Origin of the sequence: Streptomyces sp. ML-6, assembly GCF_030116705.1 — a bacterium.
GTDB lineage: Bacteria > Actinomycetota > Actinomycetes > Streptomycetales > Streptomycetaceae > Streptomyces.
Genome location: NZ_JAOTIK010000001.1, coordinates 6098955 through 6117358 on the forward strand (window position 1 = coordinate 6098955; position 18404 = coordinate 6117358).

Annotated in this window: 20 protein-coding genes; 9 read left to right on the plus strand and 11 right to left on the minus strand. The window is 70.9% G+C overall.

Features of this window, described 5'->3' with window-relative positions; all coding sequences use genetic code 11:
* Positions 1 to 60: 60 nt before the first annotated feature.
* Genes OCT49_RS27025 through OCT49_RS27035 form a run of 3 tightly spaced genes read left to right on the plus strand, consistent with a single transcriptional unit; the run spans position 61 to position 2106 of the window.
* Positions 61 to 930: a helix-turn-helix transcriptional regulator gene (locus OCT49_RS27025; RefSeq protein ID WP_283854393.1), complete on the plus strand. Its 870-nt coding sequence runs from the start codon at positions 61 to 63 to the stop codon at positions 928 to 930.
* Positions 931 to 940: 10 nt separating this feature from the next.
* A complete protein-coding gene (locus tag OCT49_RS27030; protein ID WP_283854394.1) occupies positions 941 to 1798 on the plus strand; it encodes an AzlC family ABC transporter permease in 858 nt (285 codons plus the stop codon).
* A complete protein-coding gene (locus tag OCT49_RS27035; protein ID WP_283854395.1) occupies positions 1795 to 2106 on the plus strand; it encodes an AzlD domain-containing protein in 312 nt (103 codons plus the stop codon). The genes OCT49_RS27030 and OCT49_RS27035 overlap by 4 nt, the downstream gene beginning before the upstream one ends.
* A 136-nt stretch (positions 2107 to 2242) precedes the next feature.
* Here OCT49_RS27035 and OCT49_RS27040 read toward each other — a convergent pair whose 3' ends face one another.
* Positions 2243 to 3157 carry a hypothetical protein gene (locus OCT49_RS27040; protein WP_283854396.1) on the minus strand — a complete coding sequence of 305 codons (915 nt, stop codon included), beginning with the start codon at positions 3155 to 3157 and terminating at the stop codon, positions 2243 to 2245.
* Between the two features lie 79 nt (positions 3158 to 3236).
* On the opposite strand from OCT49_RS27040, the gene OCT49_RS27045 reads away from it, so the two are divergent.
* The gene (locus OCT49_RS27045; RefSeq protein ID WP_148839752.1) at positions 3237 to 3431 is read left to right on the plus strand and encodes a DUF3046 domain-containing protein; all 195 of its coding nucleotides are present in this window, start codon (positions 3237 to 3239) and stop codon (positions 3429 to 3431) included.
* Positions 3432 to 3686: 255 nt separating this feature from the next.
* On the plus strand, positions 3687 to 4868 hold the full coding sequence (locus OCT49_RS27050; protein WP_283854397.1) for an AI-2E family transporter: 1182 nt from the start codon (positions 3687 to 3689) through the stop codon (positions 4866 to 4868).
* 37 nt (positions 4869 to 4905) lie between these two features.
* Here the strand turns inward: OCT49_RS27050 and OCT49_RS27055 are convergent, their stop codons facing one another.
* A complete protein-coding gene (locus tag OCT49_RS27055; RefSeq protein WP_283855960.1) occupies positions 4906 to 5832 on the minus strand; it encodes an ankyrin repeat domain-containing protein in 927 nt (308 codons plus the stop codon).
* Between the two features lie 372 nt (positions 5833 to 6204).
* Between OCT49_RS27055 and recA the strand changes: the two genes are divergently transcribed.
* Positions 6205 to 7326 carry a recombinase RecA gene (gene recA, locus OCT49_RS27060; protein ID WP_283854398.1) on the plus strand — a complete coding sequence of 374 codons (1122 nt, stop codon included), beginning with the start codon at positions 6205 to 6207 and terminating at the stop codon, positions 7324 to 7326.
* 3 nt (positions 7327 to 7329) lie between these two features.
* A complete protein-coding gene (gene recX / locus OCT49_RS27065) occupies positions 7330 to 8061 on the plus strand; it encodes a recombination regulator RecX (protein ID WP_283854399.1) in 732 nt (243 codons plus the stop codon).
* 141 nt (positions 8062 to 8202) lie between these two features.
* On the opposite strand, the gene OCT49_RS27070 is transcribed toward recX, so the two are convergent.
* The 9 genes from OCT49_RS27070 to OCT49_RS27105 form a co-directional block, all read right to left on the minus strand.
* Positions 8203 to 8847, minus strand: coding sequence for a DUF6197 family protein (locus OCT49_RS27070; protein WP_283854400.1), 645 nt, complete (start codon positions 8845 to 8847; stop codon positions 8203 to 8205).
* 483 nt (positions 8848 to 9330) lie between these two features.
* Complete coding sequence (locus tag OCT49_RS27075) at positions 9331 to 9738, minus strand: rhodanese-like domain-containing protein (protein WP_283854401.1); 408 nt, start codon at positions 9736 to 9738, stop codon at positions 9331 to 9333.
* Positions 9735 to 10280, minus strand: coding sequence for a cupin domain-containing protein (locus OCT49_RS27080; protein WP_283854402.1), 546 nt, complete (start codon positions 10278 to 10280; stop codon positions 9735 to 9737). Before OCT49_RS27080 ends, OCT49_RS27075 begins: the two co-directional genes overlap by 4 nt.
* A gap of 130 nt (positions 10281 to 10410) precedes the next feature.
* Entirely contained in the window at positions 10411 to 10497 is an 87-nt protein-coding gene (locus OCT49_RS39880) for a putative leader peptide (protein WP_311605579.1), read from the minus strand.
* Between the two features lie 32 nt (positions 10498 to 10529).
* Positions 10530 to 12143 carry an FAD-dependent monooxygenase gene (locus tag OCT49_RS27085; RefSeq protein ID WP_283854403.1) on the minus strand — a complete coding sequence of 538 codons (1614 nt, stop codon included), beginning with the start codon at positions 12141 to 12143 and terminating at the stop codon, positions 10530 to 10532.
* Between the two features lie 252 nt (positions 12144 to 12395).
* Positions 12396 to 13295 carry an amino acid ABC transporter permease gene (locus tag OCT49_RS27090; protein WP_283854404.1) on the minus strand — a complete coding sequence of 300 codons (900 nt, stop codon included), beginning with the start codon at positions 13293 to 13295 and terminating at the stop codon, positions 12396 to 12398.
* Positions 13292 to 13957 (minus strand): amino acid ABC transporter permease, encoded by a 666-nt coding sequence (locus OCT49_RS27095; protein ID WP_283854405.1) that lies wholly within the window; start codon positions 13955 to 13957, stop codon positions 13292 to 13294. Before OCT49_RS27095 ends, OCT49_RS27090 begins: the two co-directional genes overlap by 4 nt.
* Before the next feature lie 75 nt (positions 13958 to 14032).
* Positions 14033 to 14869 (minus strand): glutamate ABC transporter substrate-binding protein, encoded by an 837-nt coding sequence (locus OCT49_RS27100; RefSeq protein ID WP_283854406.1) that lies wholly within the window; start codon positions 14867 to 14869, stop codon positions 14033 to 14035.
* A gap of 125 nt (positions 14870 to 14994) precedes the next feature.
* Positions 14995 to 15780 (minus strand): amino acid ABC transporter ATP-binding protein, encoded by a 786-nt coding sequence (locus tag OCT49_RS27105; protein WP_148839770.1) that lies wholly within the window; start codon positions 15778 to 15780, stop codon positions 14995 to 14997.
* A 378-nt stretch (positions 15781 to 16158) separates the two neighbouring features.
* Between OCT49_RS27105 and OCT49_RS27110 the strand changes: the two genes are divergently transcribed.
* On the plus strand, positions 16159 to 16851 hold the full coding sequence (locus OCT49_RS27110; RefSeq protein WP_283854407.1) for a response regulator transcription factor: 693 nt from the start codon (positions 16159 to 16161) through the stop codon (positions 16849 to 16851).
* Between the two features lie 15 nt (positions 16852 to 16866).
* Positions 16867 to 18261 (plus strand): sensor histidine kinase, encoded by a 1395-nt coding sequence (locus OCT49_RS27115; RefSeq protein ID WP_283854408.1) that lies wholly within the window; start codon positions 16867 to 16869, stop codon positions 18259 to 18261.
* The last annotated feature ends 143 nt before the right edge of the window (positions 18262 to 18404 follow it).

The window sequence follows — 18404 nt, forward strand, 5'->3', positions numbered from 1 at the left end:
GGCCGGGGCGTCCTGCCCGCCGACATGAGGCCCAGGCCCGGGACCTGCGAGAATTTCCCCATGGCGAGCGCACCGGAGCCCGGATCGGGGGAGTGGGCGAGGCACTGGCAGTACGCGGAACTGCCCGACCTCGACCTGCTGCGTGCCCGATACGTGCGCCACACCTTCCCGCGCCACAGCCACGAGGGCTACGTCTTCGGCACCATCACCCACGGCGTGGAGGACGTCGGGCTGCCGGACGGCACCGTCCACGCCGGCCCCGGCACCGTGGTCATGATCAACCCGGAGGTTCCGCACACCGCCCGCGCGGGCGTTCCCGAGGGCTGGGTGTACGCCACGCTCTACCCGTCGGCGCAGGTGGTCAACGACATCGCCGCCGACACGACGAGCCTGCGCGGCACGGTCGGCTTCACCGAGACCAGCGTCGTGGACCCGTACGCGGCCCGGCTGATCGGCGCGGTCCACCGGGCTGCCGAGGAGGGCAACGCGCTGGCCGCCGACACGGTGCTGCGGGTCATGGTCACCCGGCTGCTCGGCCGGCACGGCAGCGCGCTGCCGGCCCGCACACCCCGGTCGGCGGGCGCGCGCGACGCCGCCCGGGCCCGCGCGGTGCTGGAGGGCCGGATGACGAAGCCGCCCGGGCTCGACGCGCTGGCCGCAGAGCTGGGAACCAGCCCCTTCGCGCTGCTGAGGGCCTTCAAGAAGGAATACGGGATGCCGCCGCACGCCTGGCTCACCGACGCCCGGGTGCGCGCCGCGCGCCGGATGCTCGACGTGGGAACGGCACCTGCGGAGGCCGCCGTCCGGGTCGGTTTCACCGACCAGCCGCATCTCAACCGTCATTTCACCCGGATCGTGGGAGTGCCACCCGGCGCATACCAGCGCGAACGCGCAGGAACGTACAAGACCGGTCCCGAACGATCCACGTAGCGTGCTGGTCGTGGCAGAACAGACAACACTTCCCGCCGGCGCCGGCGACCCGACGGGGGCGCCCGACGGTGGCACGCCCGACCCCGGCAAGCGGTCGGAGACGCCCGGCACGAAGCCGGACGCGGCCGTCGTGCGCGACGCGCTCGGCGTCGGCATAGCCGTCGGCCTCTCCGGCTTCGCCTTCGGCGTGACCTCGGCCGGATCGGGGCTGAGCCTCCTGCAGACCTGCGTGCTCAGCCTCGCCGTCTTCACCGGCGCCTCGCAGTTCGCCCTCGTCGGCGCCCTTGCCGCGGGCGGCAACCCGTACACCGCGGCCGCCGGGGCCTTCTTCCTCGGCGTGCGCAACTCGTTCTACGGACTGCGGCTGTCGCAGCTGCTGGCGCTTCCGCGAGCGCTCCGTCCCCTCGCCGCCCAGTGGGTCATCGACGAGACGACCGCGGTGACCCTGCCGCAGCCGACCCGGCGGGCGGCCCGGATCGGCTTCGTCGTCACCGGGCTCACCCTCTACGTGCTGTGGAACCTGACCACGCTGCTGGGCGCACTCGGAGCGAAGGCCCTCGGCGACACCGAGGCCTGGGGGCTGGACGCGGCATCGCCCGCGGTCTTCCTCGCCCTGCTGGCACCGATGCTGAGGACCACCACCGAACGCGTCACCGCCGCCGTCGCGGTCCTGCTCGCGCTCGGCCTGCTGCCGGTGCTGCCCGCGGGCGTCCCCGTCCTGCTGTCCGCGCTCGCCGCACCCGCCGTCCTCTTCCTGAACGGGCGCCGCAACGGCACGGCGCGCGCGGCGGCCACGGCGGAGAAGCACCGGGAGCCGGACCGGTCCGCGCCCGGCACGGCGGAGACCAGCACGGAGGAGAACCGATGAACGTCTGGATCGCCATCGTGCTGACCGCGGTCGGCTGCTACCTCGCCAAACTGCTGGGGCTGCTGGTGCCCGCGGGAGTGCTGGAACGTCCGCTCACCCGGCGCCTCGCGGCGCTGCTGCCCGTGGCGCTCCTGGCGGCACTCACCGCGCAGCAGACGTTCGGCGACGGCCGGCACCTGACCCTGGACGCCAGGGGCGTGGGTCTTGCCGCGGCGGCGCTCGCCCTGGTCCTGCGCGCGCCCTTCCTCGTGGTCGTGGGCTCCGCCGTGGCCGTCACGGCAGGGGTGCGTGCCCTCGGCTGGGCCTGATCCGGGCCCTGCGGGGCGGGACCGACCGGGCGGAAGACCACGATCACCGGTGATGGCCCGGCAGCGACCGGCGAAAGGCCCCGACCACCCGGCAGCGGCCGGGCACGCCGACCGGTGCCCACCCCGGCCACCGGACTCAGTCGAGGCTGCGCCCATGGGCGCGCAGCGTCAGAAGCGCCTTGAGGGTCACGATGGGCCGCCCCTCCAGGGCGGTGCCCGGAGCCCACTGCCGCCAGTTGACCGGCCAGCCGCCGTCCGCCTGCTGCTCGGCCGCGAGATGGTCCAGGGAGCGGGACAGCTCCTCGTCGGTGAACCAGCGACGGGCGAGCGACCCGGGCGTACGGGCGTAGTCGTACGGGAAGTGCTGCTCACCCGGTGCGTACCCGGCCGCCACGGGGTACTCGTCGCGCTGCTCCGGATCGAGCACGGCGAGCCGCTGGTCGCGCACCAGCCGTCCCAGCCGGTCGGCGGCCGCCTCCGCCCTGGCCCGGTCCGGGGCGCCGTCCAGGAAGGCGACCGCCGCCTCGATCTCGTACGGATGCGACCGGTCCAGGGACTCGACCGCAGCCCAGCAGAAGTCGGTCGCCCGGAAGAGCCAGGCGTGCCACACCGCGTTGCGGTGCAGGAGCCCGACGACGGGGCCGGTCGTCAGCAGCTCCGGGGGCGGGTCGTCGACGATCGGGATGAACGGCGCGACGGGATAGCCGCGCTGCGTCGGCAGGAGGGCGGGCAGTGCGCCCTCCCTGGTCGACACCTCGCTGAGGAAGCGGCAGATCCGCTCCACCCGGGGACCGTCGCAGCGGTCGATGGAGTCGAGCACGCTGAGCGCGTGCGCGGTGTGCAGCGGCTGACTCACGGGGCCGCGCAGATCGGGTTCGAGCGCGTGCCCGTAGCCGCCGTCCTCGTTCAGATAGGCGGCGAGCGCGGTCTCCACGGCGTCCGCACTTCCTTTCAGGAAGTGATGGGCGAACCGCCGTTGTTCCAGGACGCGGGCCGTGAGCCAGATGAACTGCTCGGCACGCTTGAGGGGACTTGTTCCGGTTCCAGCCATGGACCGACCGTAGGGCGGTAAGCGCTCTCGGCAAGACGTAGCGGCCGGGCTGCACTCTCAGGAGCGGGATACTGAGGTCATGCGGTTGACGATTTTCTGGGAACGGATGGCGGACCACTTCGGCGCGGCCTACGCCGACTCCTTCGCGCGCGATCATGTGATGGCCGAGCTCGGCGGGCAGACGGTGCACCAGGCGCTGGCCTCGGGCTGGGAGACGAAGGACGTCTGGCGCGGCGTCTGCGCGGCGGTCGGCATCCCCGAGGACAAACGCTGACTCCGACCCGCCGCCCGCCGGCCGGTTCCCGAGCCGCCGTCGACGGGCAGCGGCTTCCGGCCATGATCGACAAGAGGTCTTTCCCGGCCCGTCGGCGGCCGGACCGGCCCTGGTGCCCGGGGCGGACAGCGTCCCGTCACCGCCGTAGGTGAAACTGGAGCCGTGGCACCGACAGACGAGACAGCACAGAACCAGCCGCTTTCCACCCCTCCAGTCCCTCCACGGACACCGCCCTCCGGCGCCGGATCGACCCGCATGCCCTCGTGGCTGCCGCGTGCCATGGTGCTCGCCCTGGCGCTCTACGCCTGTTTCCAGCTCGGCAGTTGGGCGTTCGACCAGCTCATCGGACTGCTGATCAATGTGCTGATCGCGTTCTTCCTGGCGCTCGCCATCGAACCGGCGGTGGGCAGGATGTCGGCACGCGGCATACGCCGGGGCTTCGCCACCTTCCTGGTCTTCCTCGCCGTGCTGATCGCCGGAGTGGGCTTCGTCGTCCTGCTCGGATCCATGCTCGCGGGCCAGATCGCCGACATGGTCGAGGAGTTCCCGAAGTACCTGGACTCGGTGATCAACTGGATCAACCAGACCTTCCGCACCGACCTCTCCCGGGTCGAGATCCAGGACAGCGTGCTCCATTCCGACTGGCTGCAGAAGTACGTGCAGAACAGTGCGACCGGAGTGCTCGACATCTCCACCACCGTCCTCGGCGGGCTGTTCCGGCTCCTGACGATCTTCCTGTTCTCGTTCTACTTCGCGGCCGACGGGCCCAGGCTGCGGCGGGCCCTGTGCTCCGTGCTGCCGCCCGCCAAGCAGGCCGAGGTCCTGCGGGCCTGGGAGATCGCGGTGGACAAGACCGGCGGCTACCTCTACTCGCGCGGTCTGATGGCACTCATCTCCGGGATCGCGCACTACATCCTGCTGGTGATCCTCGGGGTTCCGTACGCGCCCGCGCTCGCCGTCTGGGTCGGGCTGGTCTCCCAGTTCATCCCCACGATCGGTACGTACCTGGCGGGCGCGCTGCCGATGCTGATCGCGTTCACCGTCGACCCGTGGTACGCGGTGTGGGTGCTCGGCTTCGTCGTGATCTACCAGCAGTTCGAGAACTACGCGCTCCAGCCCAAGCTCACCTCCAAGACCGTCGACATCCACCCGGCGGTCGCCTTCGGGTCGGTCATCGCGGGCACGGCACTGATGGGCGCCGTGGGCGCGCTGATCGCGATCCCGGCCGTCGCCACGCTCCAGGCGTTCCTCGGCGCGTACGTGAAGCGGTACGACGTGACGGACGACCCGCGGATGCACGGGCGGAGCCTGCGGCGCGGCGAGCCGTTGCTCGCCCGGCTGCGCCGGATCTGGCGTGCGCCCGAGGGGAACGGGGACGGGGAGGGGAACGGTCGGGGGGCCGACGCCGAGGGCGGGGAGAGCCCGCAACGGGCCTGACCTTCCTGCGGTGCGGACGGGGGTGTTTCCCTCCGGGTCAGTGACTCCAGTGGTCGCGGTCCGGCAGCGCGACCCACAGATCGGGAGGTCCGGCCACGGCACGGGGGCCGGTCGGACGCAGCCCCGCGAAGGCGCAGCAGTAGGCCACGGCGCTGTGCCGGTAGAGGTAGGCGCTCAGGACTTCCTCGGAGGTGCCGTCCTCGTACGGGCCGCCGCCCGGATGCAGGTCCCAGCCCTCGATGACCCCGTTGCGGGCGATGCTGCCCTGGTTGCCGCTCTTGGGATTGGCGTACAGGCCGTAGCAGACGGTTCCGGCGGACAGCCGGGTCAGCACGCCCGGCATCTGCGGCGCGTACCCCCATGGCTGTGTCACGACGCAGCCGCCCGGTACGGACGTCACACCGATGATCCGCAGGCTCTCGCCCCTTTCGCACCCGTACGGGTCGTCGAGTATCTCGCCGGTGACCTTGTCCCGCACCGGCGCCGCCCCCAGGCGGCGGACCGCTTCGGCCGCGTCGATCCCGGCCACGCAGGCGAGCCCGAAGCCGTCGTGGTGGAACTCGTCCAGCGCCGCGATGAGCCGACGGGCCTCCCGCACCGCCGCGCGCTCCGTGCCGCTCAGCCGCACCCCGGCCGGTACCGGGAAAAGGCCGGGCGTCGGCCCCGCGAGGCTCAGCCGCCCCGGTGACCAACCGCCGAGCGACGGCCGCCAGGGATCGGCCCCGGCAGCGACGAGGGCCCGCGCGTTCTCCGGCTTCCCGGACACGACGGCCTCCCACAGCGCCGTCACCCCGTGCTCCGGCGCGTCCACGTCCGCGACCCGTCCGGCCAGGTCGGCGACGACCTCCGGAGAGCCGAACACAGCCGCATGATGCAGCGGTCGGCCCCCGCTCCACTCCTCAGGATCGGCGCCTTCGTCGAGACACCGACGAACGCGGTCGTGGTCCGTCCAGTGCCAGCCCATGCCGGCCCAGCCGCTGCTCCCTGCCGTCACCGATCCCCCTCCGACGTCGATCCGCCCGGCTTCCCCACTCCCACAAGCTCGCACACGGGTCTGACATCCGGTCCTTCGACCCTCCGCCGGGCGGGCGCGGGTGCGGGGGTGGAGGCCAGGGGCGCGGGCGGCGTCGGGCGGCCGGTCCGGGCGGGGACAGGGGCGACGCGGTGCGCTTGACACTAAAATCGAACATCCATTCTCATGGGATTCCGGCCGGGTTTTCCCGGGCCCGACCGTGGAGTTGTCCACAGGCCGGGAGGACGTCGAGGCCCATTGTCAGTGGCAGGGGTTAGCGTCTTTGACGTGAAGCGATCGACTCAAGCAAATCGGGTGGAACCCATGGCAGGAACCGACCGCGAGAAGGCGCTGGACGCCGCACTCGCACAGATTGAACGGCAATTCGGCAAGGGCGCGGTGATGCGCCTCGGTGAGCGGCCGAACGAGCCCGTGGAAGTGATCCCCACCGGGTCGACCGCCCTCGACGTGGCCCTCGGGGTCGGCGGCCTGCCGCGCGGCCGCGTGGTGGAGGTGTACGGACCGGAGTCCTCCGGCAAGACGACGCTGACGCTGCACGCGGTGGCGAACGCGCAGAAGCTCGGCGGCTCGGTCGCCTTCATCGACGCGGAGCACGCCCTCGACCCCGAGTACGCGAAGAAGCTCGGCGTCGACATCGACAGCCTCATCCTGTCCCAGCCGGACAACGGCGAGCAGGCCCTCGAGATCGTGGACATGCTGGTCCGCTCCGGCGCGCTCGACCTGATCGTCATCGACTCCGTCGCGGCGCTCGTGCCGAAGGCCGAGATCGAGGGCGAGATGGGCGACTCGCACGTGGGTCTGCAGGCCCGCCTGATGAGCCAGGCGCTCCGCAAGATCACCAGCGCGCTCAACCAGTCCAAGACCACCGCGATCTTCATCAACCAGCTCCGCGAGAAGATCGGCGTGATGTTCGGTTCGCCGGAGACCACGACGGGTGGCCGGGCGCTCAAGTTCTACGCCTCGGTGCGCCTCGACATCCGCCGGATCGAGACGCTGAAGGACGGCACCGACGCGGTCGGCAACCGCACCCGCGTCAAGGTCGTCAAGAACAAGGTCGCGCCGCCCTTCAAGCAGGCCGAGTTCGACATCCTCTACGGCCAGGGCATCAGCCGCGAGGGCGGGCTGATCGACATGGGCGTGGAGCACGGCTTCGTCCGCAAGGCGGGAGCCTGGTACACCTACGAGGGCGACCAGCTCGGCCAGGGCAAGGAGAACGCCCGCAACTTCCTCAAGGACAACCCCGATCTCGCCAACGAGATCGAGAAGAAGATCCTCACGAAGCTGGGTGTCGGGGTCAAGCCGGAGGACAACGCGGCCGGTGCGGACGCGGCGGGCGGCGCTGCGGCTCCGGCCGAGAGCGCGAAGACGGTGCCGGCTCCGGCGAGCAAGGCCAAGTCGGCCAAGACCGCGGCGGCCAAGAGCTAGACCGTGACGCGTCGTACGGAGTGGCCGGCCAGCGTCCCTGACCACGGCGCCGATCCCGGCCGCGGATTCGCCGCGGGGCACACGGCCGGGTCCGGGGGCACGTACGGGCCGGAGACCGATCACGGTCACGGCACCGATCCGGGCCCCGGATCCGGCGAGGGGGCGGGTCGCCGTACCCGCTCCCGCACCAGGAGCAGCGGCTCCCCCTCCTCGTCGAGGGCCGAGAAGGGGGAGTCGCGCGACCCGGTCGAGCAGGCGCGCAACATCTGTCTGCGACTGCTCACCGGGACCCCGCGCACGCGGAAGCAGCTTGCCGACGCCCTGCGCAAACGGGAGATCCCGGATGAGGCGGCCGAGGAAGTGCTCTCGCGCTTCGAGGACGTCGGGCTGATCGACGATGCCGCGTTCGCGGACGCCTGGGTGGAGTCCCGGCATCACGGCCGAGGGCTGGCCCGGCGCGCTCTCGTCCGGGAGCTGCGGACCAAGGGGGTGTCCTCCGAGGTGATCGACGAGGCCATCGGGCAGCTCGACTCCGAGCAGGAGGAGGCCACCGCCAGGGAACTGGTCGCGCGCAAGCTGCGCTCGACCCGTGGCCTCGACCGGGACAAGAGGCTGCGCCGCCTCGCGGGCATGCTCGCCCGCAAGGGTTACGGGGAGGGCATGGCACTGCGCGTGGTGCGGCAGGCACTGGAGGAGGAGGAGGAGGACACCGAAGGGCTGGACGAGCCGTTCTGACCGGATCGGTTCGAACCGGGCCGGACTGGATCGGGCCGGGCCGGACTGGATCGGATCGGCACCGTGCAGTGGCGTGCGGGGAACCCCGAGGCGTCGGGGGGCGACTCGTGGTGGTGACGCGACGGTGCCCAGGGGGAGGGGTCACTGTCCGGCGCGGGCGGCTCGGGCGATGGTGGCGTCGATCAGGGCGAGCGCGTCCGCGGCGGTACGGCCGGGACAACGGTTCCAGGGGCCGATCAGCCCGGTCCAGCCCTGGGAGCGGAGCTCGGCGACGAGCCAGGCACCGGCGCGGTCCACGGTGTCGAGGGAGCCGTGGCCCAGACGGTGCGCGGTGAGGAGGGCGCCGCAGATGCACCGTGCGCCACGGGCGTTGCGGAGCCGGTAAGGGGCGTTCTGCCAGCCCCACTCGGTCAGGATCCGCCTCGCGTGGGCGAGATGGACGGAAGGCCGCACATCGGCCCGGCCGATGCGCCGCCAGGCGTGCAGCCGGTCGGGGAGGATCGCGCCCAGTCGGCCGGGCAGGGGGCGTTCGTGGGGCGGAGGCGCCGGCAGGGAACGTACGGAGTCGGCGATGAGCTGGTCGACCGGTACGGACAGCAGCGCACGCCAATCGGCCGGTTCGCGGGCCTCCGGTTGTTCTGCGAGGTCAGCGCCGGAAGGCCGTACGGGGGCGAGGGCGGTGAGGTCCCAGCCGGCGACGATCCGCTGCCATGCCTCGGTGTCGTGGAGGCGGGCGACCTGGGCATCGAACTGGTCAGGGGTGAGGGCGGGGGCGGGGGTCGGCATGGGCGCGGAGTCTCCGTCACGTCGGTCCTTTGAGGCTGAGGTGAATGTCGGTCGTATACGGGGATCGCTCCACCGGAGCGTGGCATTCGGGTGTGTCGGCGCGGATCCGGGGGAACCGCCGGGCAGACCGCGAGGCATGGGGCCCGCGCGGTAGGGGGCCGCAGGCAGGGCCCCGGCGCCTGGCCAGACTGCTCGACTGGGGCCCGCGCGGTAGGGGTGCCGCAGGGGAGAGGTGAGGAGGGAGAGAGGGGAGGAGGTTGGCGTGGTGTCGCGGCCGTGGTGGTGAGTCACCGGGGAGGGGCTGAGGCTTCCGGAGGTCGGCGCGACGCCTTTTCGTCCTGCCTCTCCGTCTCCTTCCGGCCTCCGTCCCCTCCCGCCTCTCGCTCCTTCTGCCTCCCGGTTCCCGGCTCTCGGCCACCAGCGCCCGATTCCCGGCTCTTGGCTCCCGGTTTTTCGTCCGTCGCGTCTCTCTTGCCGGGCTCGTTACTGCTCGACCGGGAGGCCTGCGGCGAGCCATGCCTGGAAGCCGCCGATCAGGTCCGTCGCCCGGTGCAGTCCCAACTGCCGCAGGGACGCGACGGCGAGGCTCGATGCGTAGCCCTCGTTGCATACGATCACGATCCGCAGGTCGTGACTCACGGCCTGCGGGGCCCGGTGGCTTCCCAACGGGTCGAGCCGCCACTCCAGTTCGTTGCGTTCGACGACCAGCGCTCCCGGGATCAGCCCGTCCCGCTCCCGCAGCTCCGCGTAACGGATGTCCACGAGCAGCGCACCGTCCGAGGCAGCGGCCGCCGCCTCCTGCGGACCGACCCTGACGAACCCGGCCCTGACCCGTTCCAACAGCTCATCGATGCCGACCGGTTCCGCACCGTCCCGAAGACCGTCACTCACTGCCAGTCCTCCGGTCGCTCGACCTGCTCCAGGCGAAGCAGGTCGCCGGTGCGGCTGTAACGCCGGATCCGTGGCAGCGGCGGGTAGTACGCGTGGACGGAGACGGCGTGCTCCGTCGCGGACTCGTTCAGCACCTCGTGGACGTGATGACGGCCGAAGGCCCTGCCCTGACCCGTGGCCAACTCCCTGTAACGGTCGATCCCTTCGGTGAGTTCGAGGGTCTTCCAGCCGTCGGTGGGCAGCCGGGCGGCGAGCGACAGTTCCTTGAGGGTGCCGACTGCGGTGGTGAAGGCGCCGATCGAGTCGGCGTGGTCGTGCCAGCCCGTACCGGTGCCCGGCGGCCAGCCGATCAGCCACGCCTCGCTGCCGCCGGGGCCCTCGAGCCGGCTCCAGGTGCGGCCCTCCGGATCGAGGGGGAGCGAGGCGACGACCTCGGCGTCGGCGGCCGTACGGCGGACGAAATCGAGCAGTTCCGCAGCCGTCGGACCGGATTCGGCGGGCGGGGGCACCCCGGAACCGGCGGGCGCGGGAGCGGCGGGCACAACAGACGCTGGAGCGGGTGCGGACGTGCGTACAGAGGGTGAGGGAGAGGCAGACACTGGGACCGTCCTGAGGGTTCGCGCGAGAGCCCGTCCGCACGGCGGAGCGCGCGGCGGGGCAGGGAAGGGCGAGTCAGCAGGACGGTCGACACACGCAGCCCGCGTAGCGGACGAGGTCCATATGGACCCTCCGCCACAGGCGCACATCGGTGTCGGTCATGTTCCGGAGTACACCATGGACGTCCGCGGTGGTCAATTGACGTCCGCGGTCCGGTCGGAACGTGCGGCGTCATGCGCCGCGCCGCCCCGTACCGCGTCCGCCGCCGCGAAGAGCTCCCCGGGCCGCACCCCGCCGAACGACGCCACGAGATGGCCGTCCGGCCTGATCAGCAGCACGGTGTGGGCCGAAGCCCCCGGGTAACTCTCGGTCACCAGCAGTTCGCCCTTCATGGGCAGTGCGTCGACGGCGGCGGCGAGGCGCGGCATGACACCGGCGGTCATCCAGTGGCGCCGGTCCCACACACCGGTGCCGGGCGCCACCAGGACCACCAGCAGCTGCCCCTGCCCCAGTCGTTCGCGCAGCCGCACGGTCGTGCCGTCGGGCGCGGTCACCCGCACATCGACCACCGGCGCACCGGGGGGCGTACCCACGGAGGTGTGCGCCTCGGCATGCGCGGGCGCAAGGGGCGAATGCGAGTACGAGGGAGGTGCGCCGAGGGGGCCGCATCCCAGATGCCCGTCGGTGAGCAGCGAGTCGTGCCCCCGTGCGCTCCCCGGTACCAGGGCCCGCAGCCCTCCGCCGCCGCGCAGTATCGGCAGCGACTGGTCCGCGGCGCGCAGCCGCGAGGCGACCGCGGCCCGGCGCTCGGCCTGATAGCTGTCGAGCAGTACGTCGGAGGCGCCGTGATGCCATGCCTGGGCCAGTTTCCAGGCCAGGTTCTCGACGTCCCGCAGCCCCTCGTCGAGTCCCTGGGTGCCCAGTGCGCCCAGCAGATGCGCGGCGTCCCCAGCCAGGAAGGCCCGGTCGACCCGCCAGCGCAGGGCGAGCCGGTGGTGCAGCGTGTACACCCCGGTGTCCAGCAGTTCGTACGGCGGTGTCTCGCCGCACCAGCCCGCCAGGGTGTCCCGGACCCGGGTGATCAGCGCGTCCGGAGTGACGAGTTCGCCCTGCGGCGGCAGCAGCCAGTCCAGCCGCCAGGCACCGTCCGGCAGCGGGCGTGCGGTCACCTCGGCGCCGCCCGTGCGCCACGGCGGCAGCCGGTGCAGCACGGCCTGACCCGGCCAGGGCAGCTCGGTGCGCAGCGCGGCGACGGCGTGCCGCTCCACCGCCGTACGCCCCGGGAACCGGATGTCGAGGAGCTTGCGCACGGTGGACCGGGCGCCGTCGCAGCCCACCACGTAACTCCCGCGCCACCAGGTCGCGTTGGGCTCCCTGGTGTGTACCGTGACCCCCTTCGGGTCCTGCTCCAGGGTGTCGATCCGGCTGTGCGCGGCGGCCTGTACCAGCTCCTGCCCGGCCACCGCCTCGCGCAGCGCACGCGTCAGGGCGTGCTGCGGCAGATGGATGGGCGAGGCCGGCGGGCCGCCCTCGGCGGAACCCGAGCCGAGCGGTAGTTCCCGCACCAGCTGCTTGCGCCGCACGGAGCGCCAGCCGGACCACTGGACGCCCTCGTGCCGCAGCGCCTTGCAGCCGAGGCGTTCGACCAGGGCCAGGGTGTCCTCGCGCAGCACCACGGTACGGGCGGGGCGCGTCTCGTCCTTGTCCGGGTCCTCGTCGAGCAGGACGGTGGGCACACCCTGCGCCGCTAGGGCGAGTGACAGGGCCAGGCCGACGGGTCCGGCACCGACGACGATCACCGGGTCCACGGGACGGCTCCTCGGATCCGTGCGGACGACACCGGCACCACGGCCGGGGAAGAAGCCGGTGACATGGGCGAAGGTGCCCCACGGTCCGGCAGGCAGGCGGACGGCGGAAGGGGTGTGGCGGCGGCGGGTGCTGGGGGCGCGATCACAGATCGTATGCAACCTACTGCCCGTGCTTGCGTCAAGCGACACCGGACGGCGCTGAGGGGCGGTGGCAGGTCGCCACCGCCCCTCAGGACGCATTTCGACGAGCCGTCAGACGGCGTGTCCGTCATCGACGACGAGCGACGGCTCACCGGTGGTCTTCTGTACGCCCCCCGAAGCAGTGCCCTTGCTCTTCTTCGCGCGCCGGAGCCACCGCTCCAGCCAGCTCGCGAAGGAGGTGAGCGCGAAGTTCACCAGGAGGTAGATCAGAGCGACGATGGTGAAGCACGCGATGGTGTTGGCACCGTAGTTCGCGCTCATCGGGCGGACCGAGGCCAGCAGCTCGGGGAAGGTCAGCACGGCGCCGCCGAGCGCGGTGTCCTTCACGATGACGACGAGCTGGCTGACGATCGCCGGCAGCATGGCCGTCACCGCCTGCGGCAGCAGTACGAACACCATGACCTGGCTCTTGCGCATGCCGAGTGCCTTGGCGGCCTCGCCCTGGCCCTTCGGCAGGGAGCCGATCCCCGCCCGCACGATCTCGGCGAGCACGGAGGCGTTGTACAGCACCAAACCGGTCACCACGGCGTACAGCGGACGCACATCGGTGTCGATGGTGGTGTACTCCGAGTACACCGCGTTCGCGACGATCATCAGGATGAGCACCGGGATGGCGCGGAAGAACTCCACGAGGATCCCGGACGGCATCCGCACCCAGCGGTGGTCGGACAGCCGGCCGATGCCGAACAGGGCACCCAGGGGCAACGCGATGATCAGGGCGAAGAACGCCGCCTTGAGCGTGTTCTGGAGGCCCGGCCAGATGTAGGTCTCCCACGGCTGGATGCTGGTGAAGAAGGGCTCCCACTTGATCCAGTCGAGCTGGTTCTTCTCGTCCAGGCTGGTGTAGACCCACCACAGCACGCCCGCGGCGGCCAGTACGAACAGCACCGTGTAGAGGATGTTGCGCTGCTTGGCGCGCGGTCCCTGGGCGTCGTAGAGGACGGAACTCATCGCTTCACCGCCACCTTCTTGCTCACCCAGCCGAGGATCAGGCCGGTCGGGAGGGTCAGGACGACGAAGCCGAACGCGAAGACCAGCGAGATCAGGATCAGCTGGGCCTCGTTCTCGATCATGCCCTTCATCAGGTACGAGGCCTCGGCGACACCGATCGCGGAGGCGACCGTGGTGTTCTTCGTCAGCGCGATCAGTACGTTGGACAGGGGGTTGACCACCGCACGGAACGCCTGGGGAAGGATGATCAGCCGCAGTACCTGGGTGAAACTCAGCCCGAGCGCGCGGGCCGCCTCGGCCTGGCCGAGCGGCACCGTGTTGATGCCGGAGCGCAGTGCCTCGCAGACGAAGGCGGCCGTGTAGGCGACCAGGGCGAGCACGGCCAGCCGGAAGTTGACGGTCTCGGTGTCGTCGCCGCCGAGCGCGACGCTCAGGGTCTGGTACAGGCCGAGCGATGAGAACACGATGATCACGGTCAGCGGAATGTTCCGGACCACGTTCACGTACACGGTGGCGAAGCCACGCATCAGGGGGACCGGGCTGACCTTCATTCCGGCCAGTAGCGTTCCCCATATCAGGGAGCCGAGGGCGGAGTAGACGGTGAGTTGCACCGTCACCCAGAAGGCCCCCAGCAGGTCGTAACCTTCAAGAAAGTCGAACACGATCTCCCGCGCTTCCGCGTGTCGGAGGGCACGGCGCGCCGTCGCTCGAGGACGGCGCGCCCGGTCAGCCCTGCATCACTTGACGACGTCGCCGATCTTCGGGGCGGGCTCGTTCTTGTAGTTCGCCGGGCCGAAGTTGTCCTTCACGGCCTTGTCCCAGGAACCGTCCGAGACCATCTTGGTGAGCGCGTCGTTGATCTTCTTCTTCAGGTCGGCGTCGCCCTTCTTCAGGCCGATGCCGTAGTTCTCGTTGGTCATCTTGAAGCCGGCCAGCTTGAACTTGCCCTGGAAGTTCTTCTGCGAGGCGTAGCCCGCCAGGATGCTGTCGTCGGTGGTCAGCGCGTCGATGACCTTGTTCTCCAGGCCGGTCAGGCACTCCGAGTAGCCGCCGTACTCCTGGAGGTCGGCCTTCGGGGCCAGCTTCTTCTTGACGTTCTGCGCCGAGGTGGAGCCGGTGACCGAACACAGCTTCTTCGAGTTCAGGTCCTCAGGCGACTTGATCGAGTCGTCGTCGGCGCGGACCAGGATGTCCTGGTGGGCCAGCAGGTACGGGCCCGCGAAGTCGACCTTCTGCAGACGCTCGTCGTTGATCGAGTAGGAGGCGGCGATGAACTTCACGTCGCCGCGGTCGATCGCGGTCTCACGGTCCTGGCTCTTGGTCTCCTTGAAGACGATGTCCTCGGCCTTGTAGCCGAGCTCCTTGGCGACGTACGTGGCGACGTCGACGTCGAAGCCGACGTACTTGCCGTCGGGGGTCTTCAGACCGATGCCGGGCTGGTCGATCTTGATGCCGATCGTGATCTTCTTGCCGTCGCCCGAGCCGCCGTCCTCCTTGTCGGAGCCGCAGGCGGTGGCGGTGAGGGCGAGGGCGAGCACGGCGGCCGAGGTGGCGGTGACCTTACGAAGCTGCATGGTGATTTTCCCTAGAGTTGACGCGATACGAGCGATCGGCCGGCCCGGGAACCGGCGGTGCGGATCGATCAGTGATGGAACCGGCGGGCGGATCGATCAGTGATGGAGTCGGCGGTGCGGAGCGATCAGTGGTGAAGGATCTTCGAGAGGAAGTCCTTGGCCCGGTCACTGCGCGGGTTGCTGAAGAACTGGTCGGGCGTGGCCTCTTCGACGATCTTTCCGTCCGCCATGAAGACGACCCGGTTCGCGGCCGAGCGGGCGAAGCCCATCTCGTGCGTGACCACGACCATCGTCATGCCGTCCCGGGCGAGCTGCTGCATGACCTCCAGCACCTCGTTGATCATCTCCGGGTCGAGCGCGGAGGTCGGCTCGTCGAAGAGGATCACCTTGGGGTCCATCGCCAACGCCCGTGCGATGGCCACGCGCTGCTGCTGGCCCCCGGAGAGCTGGGCGGGGTACTTGTCGGCCTGCGTCGCCACGCCCACCCGGTCCAGCAGCGAACGGGCCTTGTCCTCGGCGGCCTTCTTGTCCGTCTTGCGGACCTTGATCTGGCCCAGCATCACGTTCTCGAGCACCGTCTTGTGCGCGAAGAGATTGAACGACTGGAAGACCATGCCGACATCGGCGCGCAGCCTGGCCAGCTCCTTGCCCTCCTGGGGCAACGGCTTGCCGTCGATCGAGATGGCGCCCGAGTCGATCGTCTCCAAGCGGTTGATCGTGCGGCACAGCGTGGACTTCCCGGACCCGGAGGGCCCGATGACGACCACGACCTCGCCACGGGCGATGGTCAGGTCGATGTCCTGGAGCACATGCAGTGCGCCGAAGTGCTTGTTGACGTTGCTCAGTACGACAAGGTCGCTCGCCCCGGGCGTGGCGTCCTCGGCGCCCTTGGTCACTGAAACTCCGCTCATCGGCTTCTTGCTCCGTCCTCCTCGGTTGGAAGGACCATAGGGACGCGGTGCTACCACCGTCATTACATCTGAGCGGAAATTGAGGATAACGATCCGGTGGCGGCCGGACACACCGCGTGAACGGGGAGGGGGCCGTCCGACCCGGGGCGTACCGGGTGCATAACGGATGGCCGGATGCGAGGGGCGGGCTCTTGACTGACACACCGCTCATCGGAGTGGATGCCCTGGTACGCCATGACGTGAAACGCCTCGGTACGGGGAAGCGACGGGGAGCGTACGGGAGAACGCACCGACATGTACCGCCACCACGCATCCACCCGCCCGCGACCCGTGGGCACGCATCGACCCCGCACCCTCGCGACCCCGGAAAGGGAGGCCATGAGACTGCTGCTCGTCGAGGACGACAACCATGTCGCGGCCGCCCTCTCCGCGATCCTCGCCCGGCACGGCTTCCGGGTCGTGCACGCGCGCAGCGGCGAGGAGGCACTCCAGGCGCTGCTGCCCGCGGACACGGAGCCGTTCGGCGTCGTGCTCCTCGACCTCGGCCTGCCCGACCAGGACGGTTACGAGGTGTGCGGGAAGATCCGCAAGCGCACCTCCACCCCGGTGATCATGGTGACCGCGCGCTCCGACGTCCGGTCGCGGATCCACGGTCTCAACCTCGGCGCCGACGACTACGTGGTCAAGCCGTACGACACCGGCGAGCTCCTCGCCCGCATCCACGCGGTCAGCCGGCGCAACACGGTGGGCGAGGACACCGCGCCCACGCCCGTCGCCGCGCTGCGCCTCGGACACGTGCACATCGAGCTCCCGACCCGCCGGGTCAGCGTCGACGGGGCGGAGGTCCAGCTCACCCGCAAGGAGTTCGACCTGCTCGCGCTGCTCGCGCAGCGCCCCGGGGTGGTCTTCCGCCGGGAGCAGATCATCAGCGAGGTGTGGCGCACCAGCTGGGAGGGCACGGGGCGCACACTCGAGGTGCACGTCGCGTCCCTGCGTTCCAAACTGCGGCTGCCCGCACTGATCGAGACGGTGCGCGGGGTCGGCTACCGCCTCGTCGCCCCGACCCCGTAAGGGCGTACGTCCCAGGTGCGCACCCGGCTCCTTCCCCTGCTCATCATCCTCATGGCGAGCGTGCTGCTCGCCCTCGGTTTCCCGCTGGCCGTCAGCGTGGCCGCCGCCCAGCAGCAGCACGTCGTCATCGACCGCATCGACGACACGGCGCGCTTCGCCGCGCTCGCGCAGTTCATCACCGAGCCGACGGCCGGGTACGACGAGCGCCGGCGCACCCTGCGCAACGAACTCGACACCTACGCATCGGTGTACGGCATCCGCGCCGGCGTCTTCTACCGGGACGACCGGGCCATGGCGAAGGCCCCGGCGACCTGGCACCTCCCCATCGACGGCGCGGGCCGCGAGGCGTTCAAGGAAGCCCTCCTGGGGCGGCGCAGCCACGATCCGCCGCAGGTCTGGCCGTGGCAGGACGGCAGGATCGTCGTCGCCTCGCCCGTCGTGCGGGACGGTGACGTCGTCGCCGTCGTGGTCCTCGACTCGCCCACCGACGGGATGCGTTCGCGCACGCTCCGCGGCTGGCTGTTGATCGCGGCCGGCGAAGCGGTCGCGATGCTGGTGGCCGTCGGGGCCGCGATCCGCCTCACCGGCTGGGTCCTGCTGCCGGTACGGACCCTGGACGCGGCCACCCACGACATCGCCAGCGGACGCATGCGGTCGAGGGTCGCGGCCTCCGGCGGGCCACCGGAACTCAGGCGCCTGGCCCGCTCGTTCAACGAGATGGCCGACAACGTCGAGAACGTGCTGGAGCAGCAGCGCGCCTTCGTCGCCGACGCCTCGCACCAGCTGCGCAACCCCCTCGCCGCGCTGCTGCTGCGGATCGAACTCCTCGCGCTCGAACTCCCCGAGGGCAACGAGGAGATCGCCTCCGTGCGCACGGAGGGCAAACGCCTCGGGCAGGTCCTCGACGACCTGCTCGACCTCGCGCTGGCCGAACACGCCGCGGCCGATCTGCAGCTCACGGACATAGGCGCGCTCACCGCGGAACGCGTCGCGTCCTGGCGGCCGGTCGCCGAGGAGAAGGGGGTACGGCTCAGGGCGGACGGTTCGTCCGCGGTGACCGCCTGGGCGGATCCGATCGCGCTGTCGAGCGCCCTCGACGCCATCATCGACAACGCGCTGAAGTTCACCCCCGCGGGAGAAGAAGTCCTCGTCACGGTCGCCTCCGGCCGCGACGACGTGAGGGTCGTCGTCGCCGACCGCGGACCCGGCCTCACCGAGCAGGAGATGGAGCGCGTCGGGGACCGGTTCTGGCGCAGCACCCAGCACCAGAACATCCAGGGATCAGGTCTGGGACTGTCCATCTCGCAGGCGCTGCTGGCCGCGGGTGGCGGTTCGATCGGTTACGCGGCCCATGAACCGCACGGGCTGTGCGTGACGGTTTCGGTGCCGCGCAACGGCCCCCAGGGCTGAACCGGGCCCGGTGCGCGGAAACGGGTCGTCGTGGGCGGGGCGACGTGGGGGAAGGGGCGGTGTGCGGGGCCGGCGGATGCGCCGGGGCGGGCGAGGCGCGAGGCCGAGCGCGATGGTGCGGTAACGGGTGAGGTGCCGGGCCG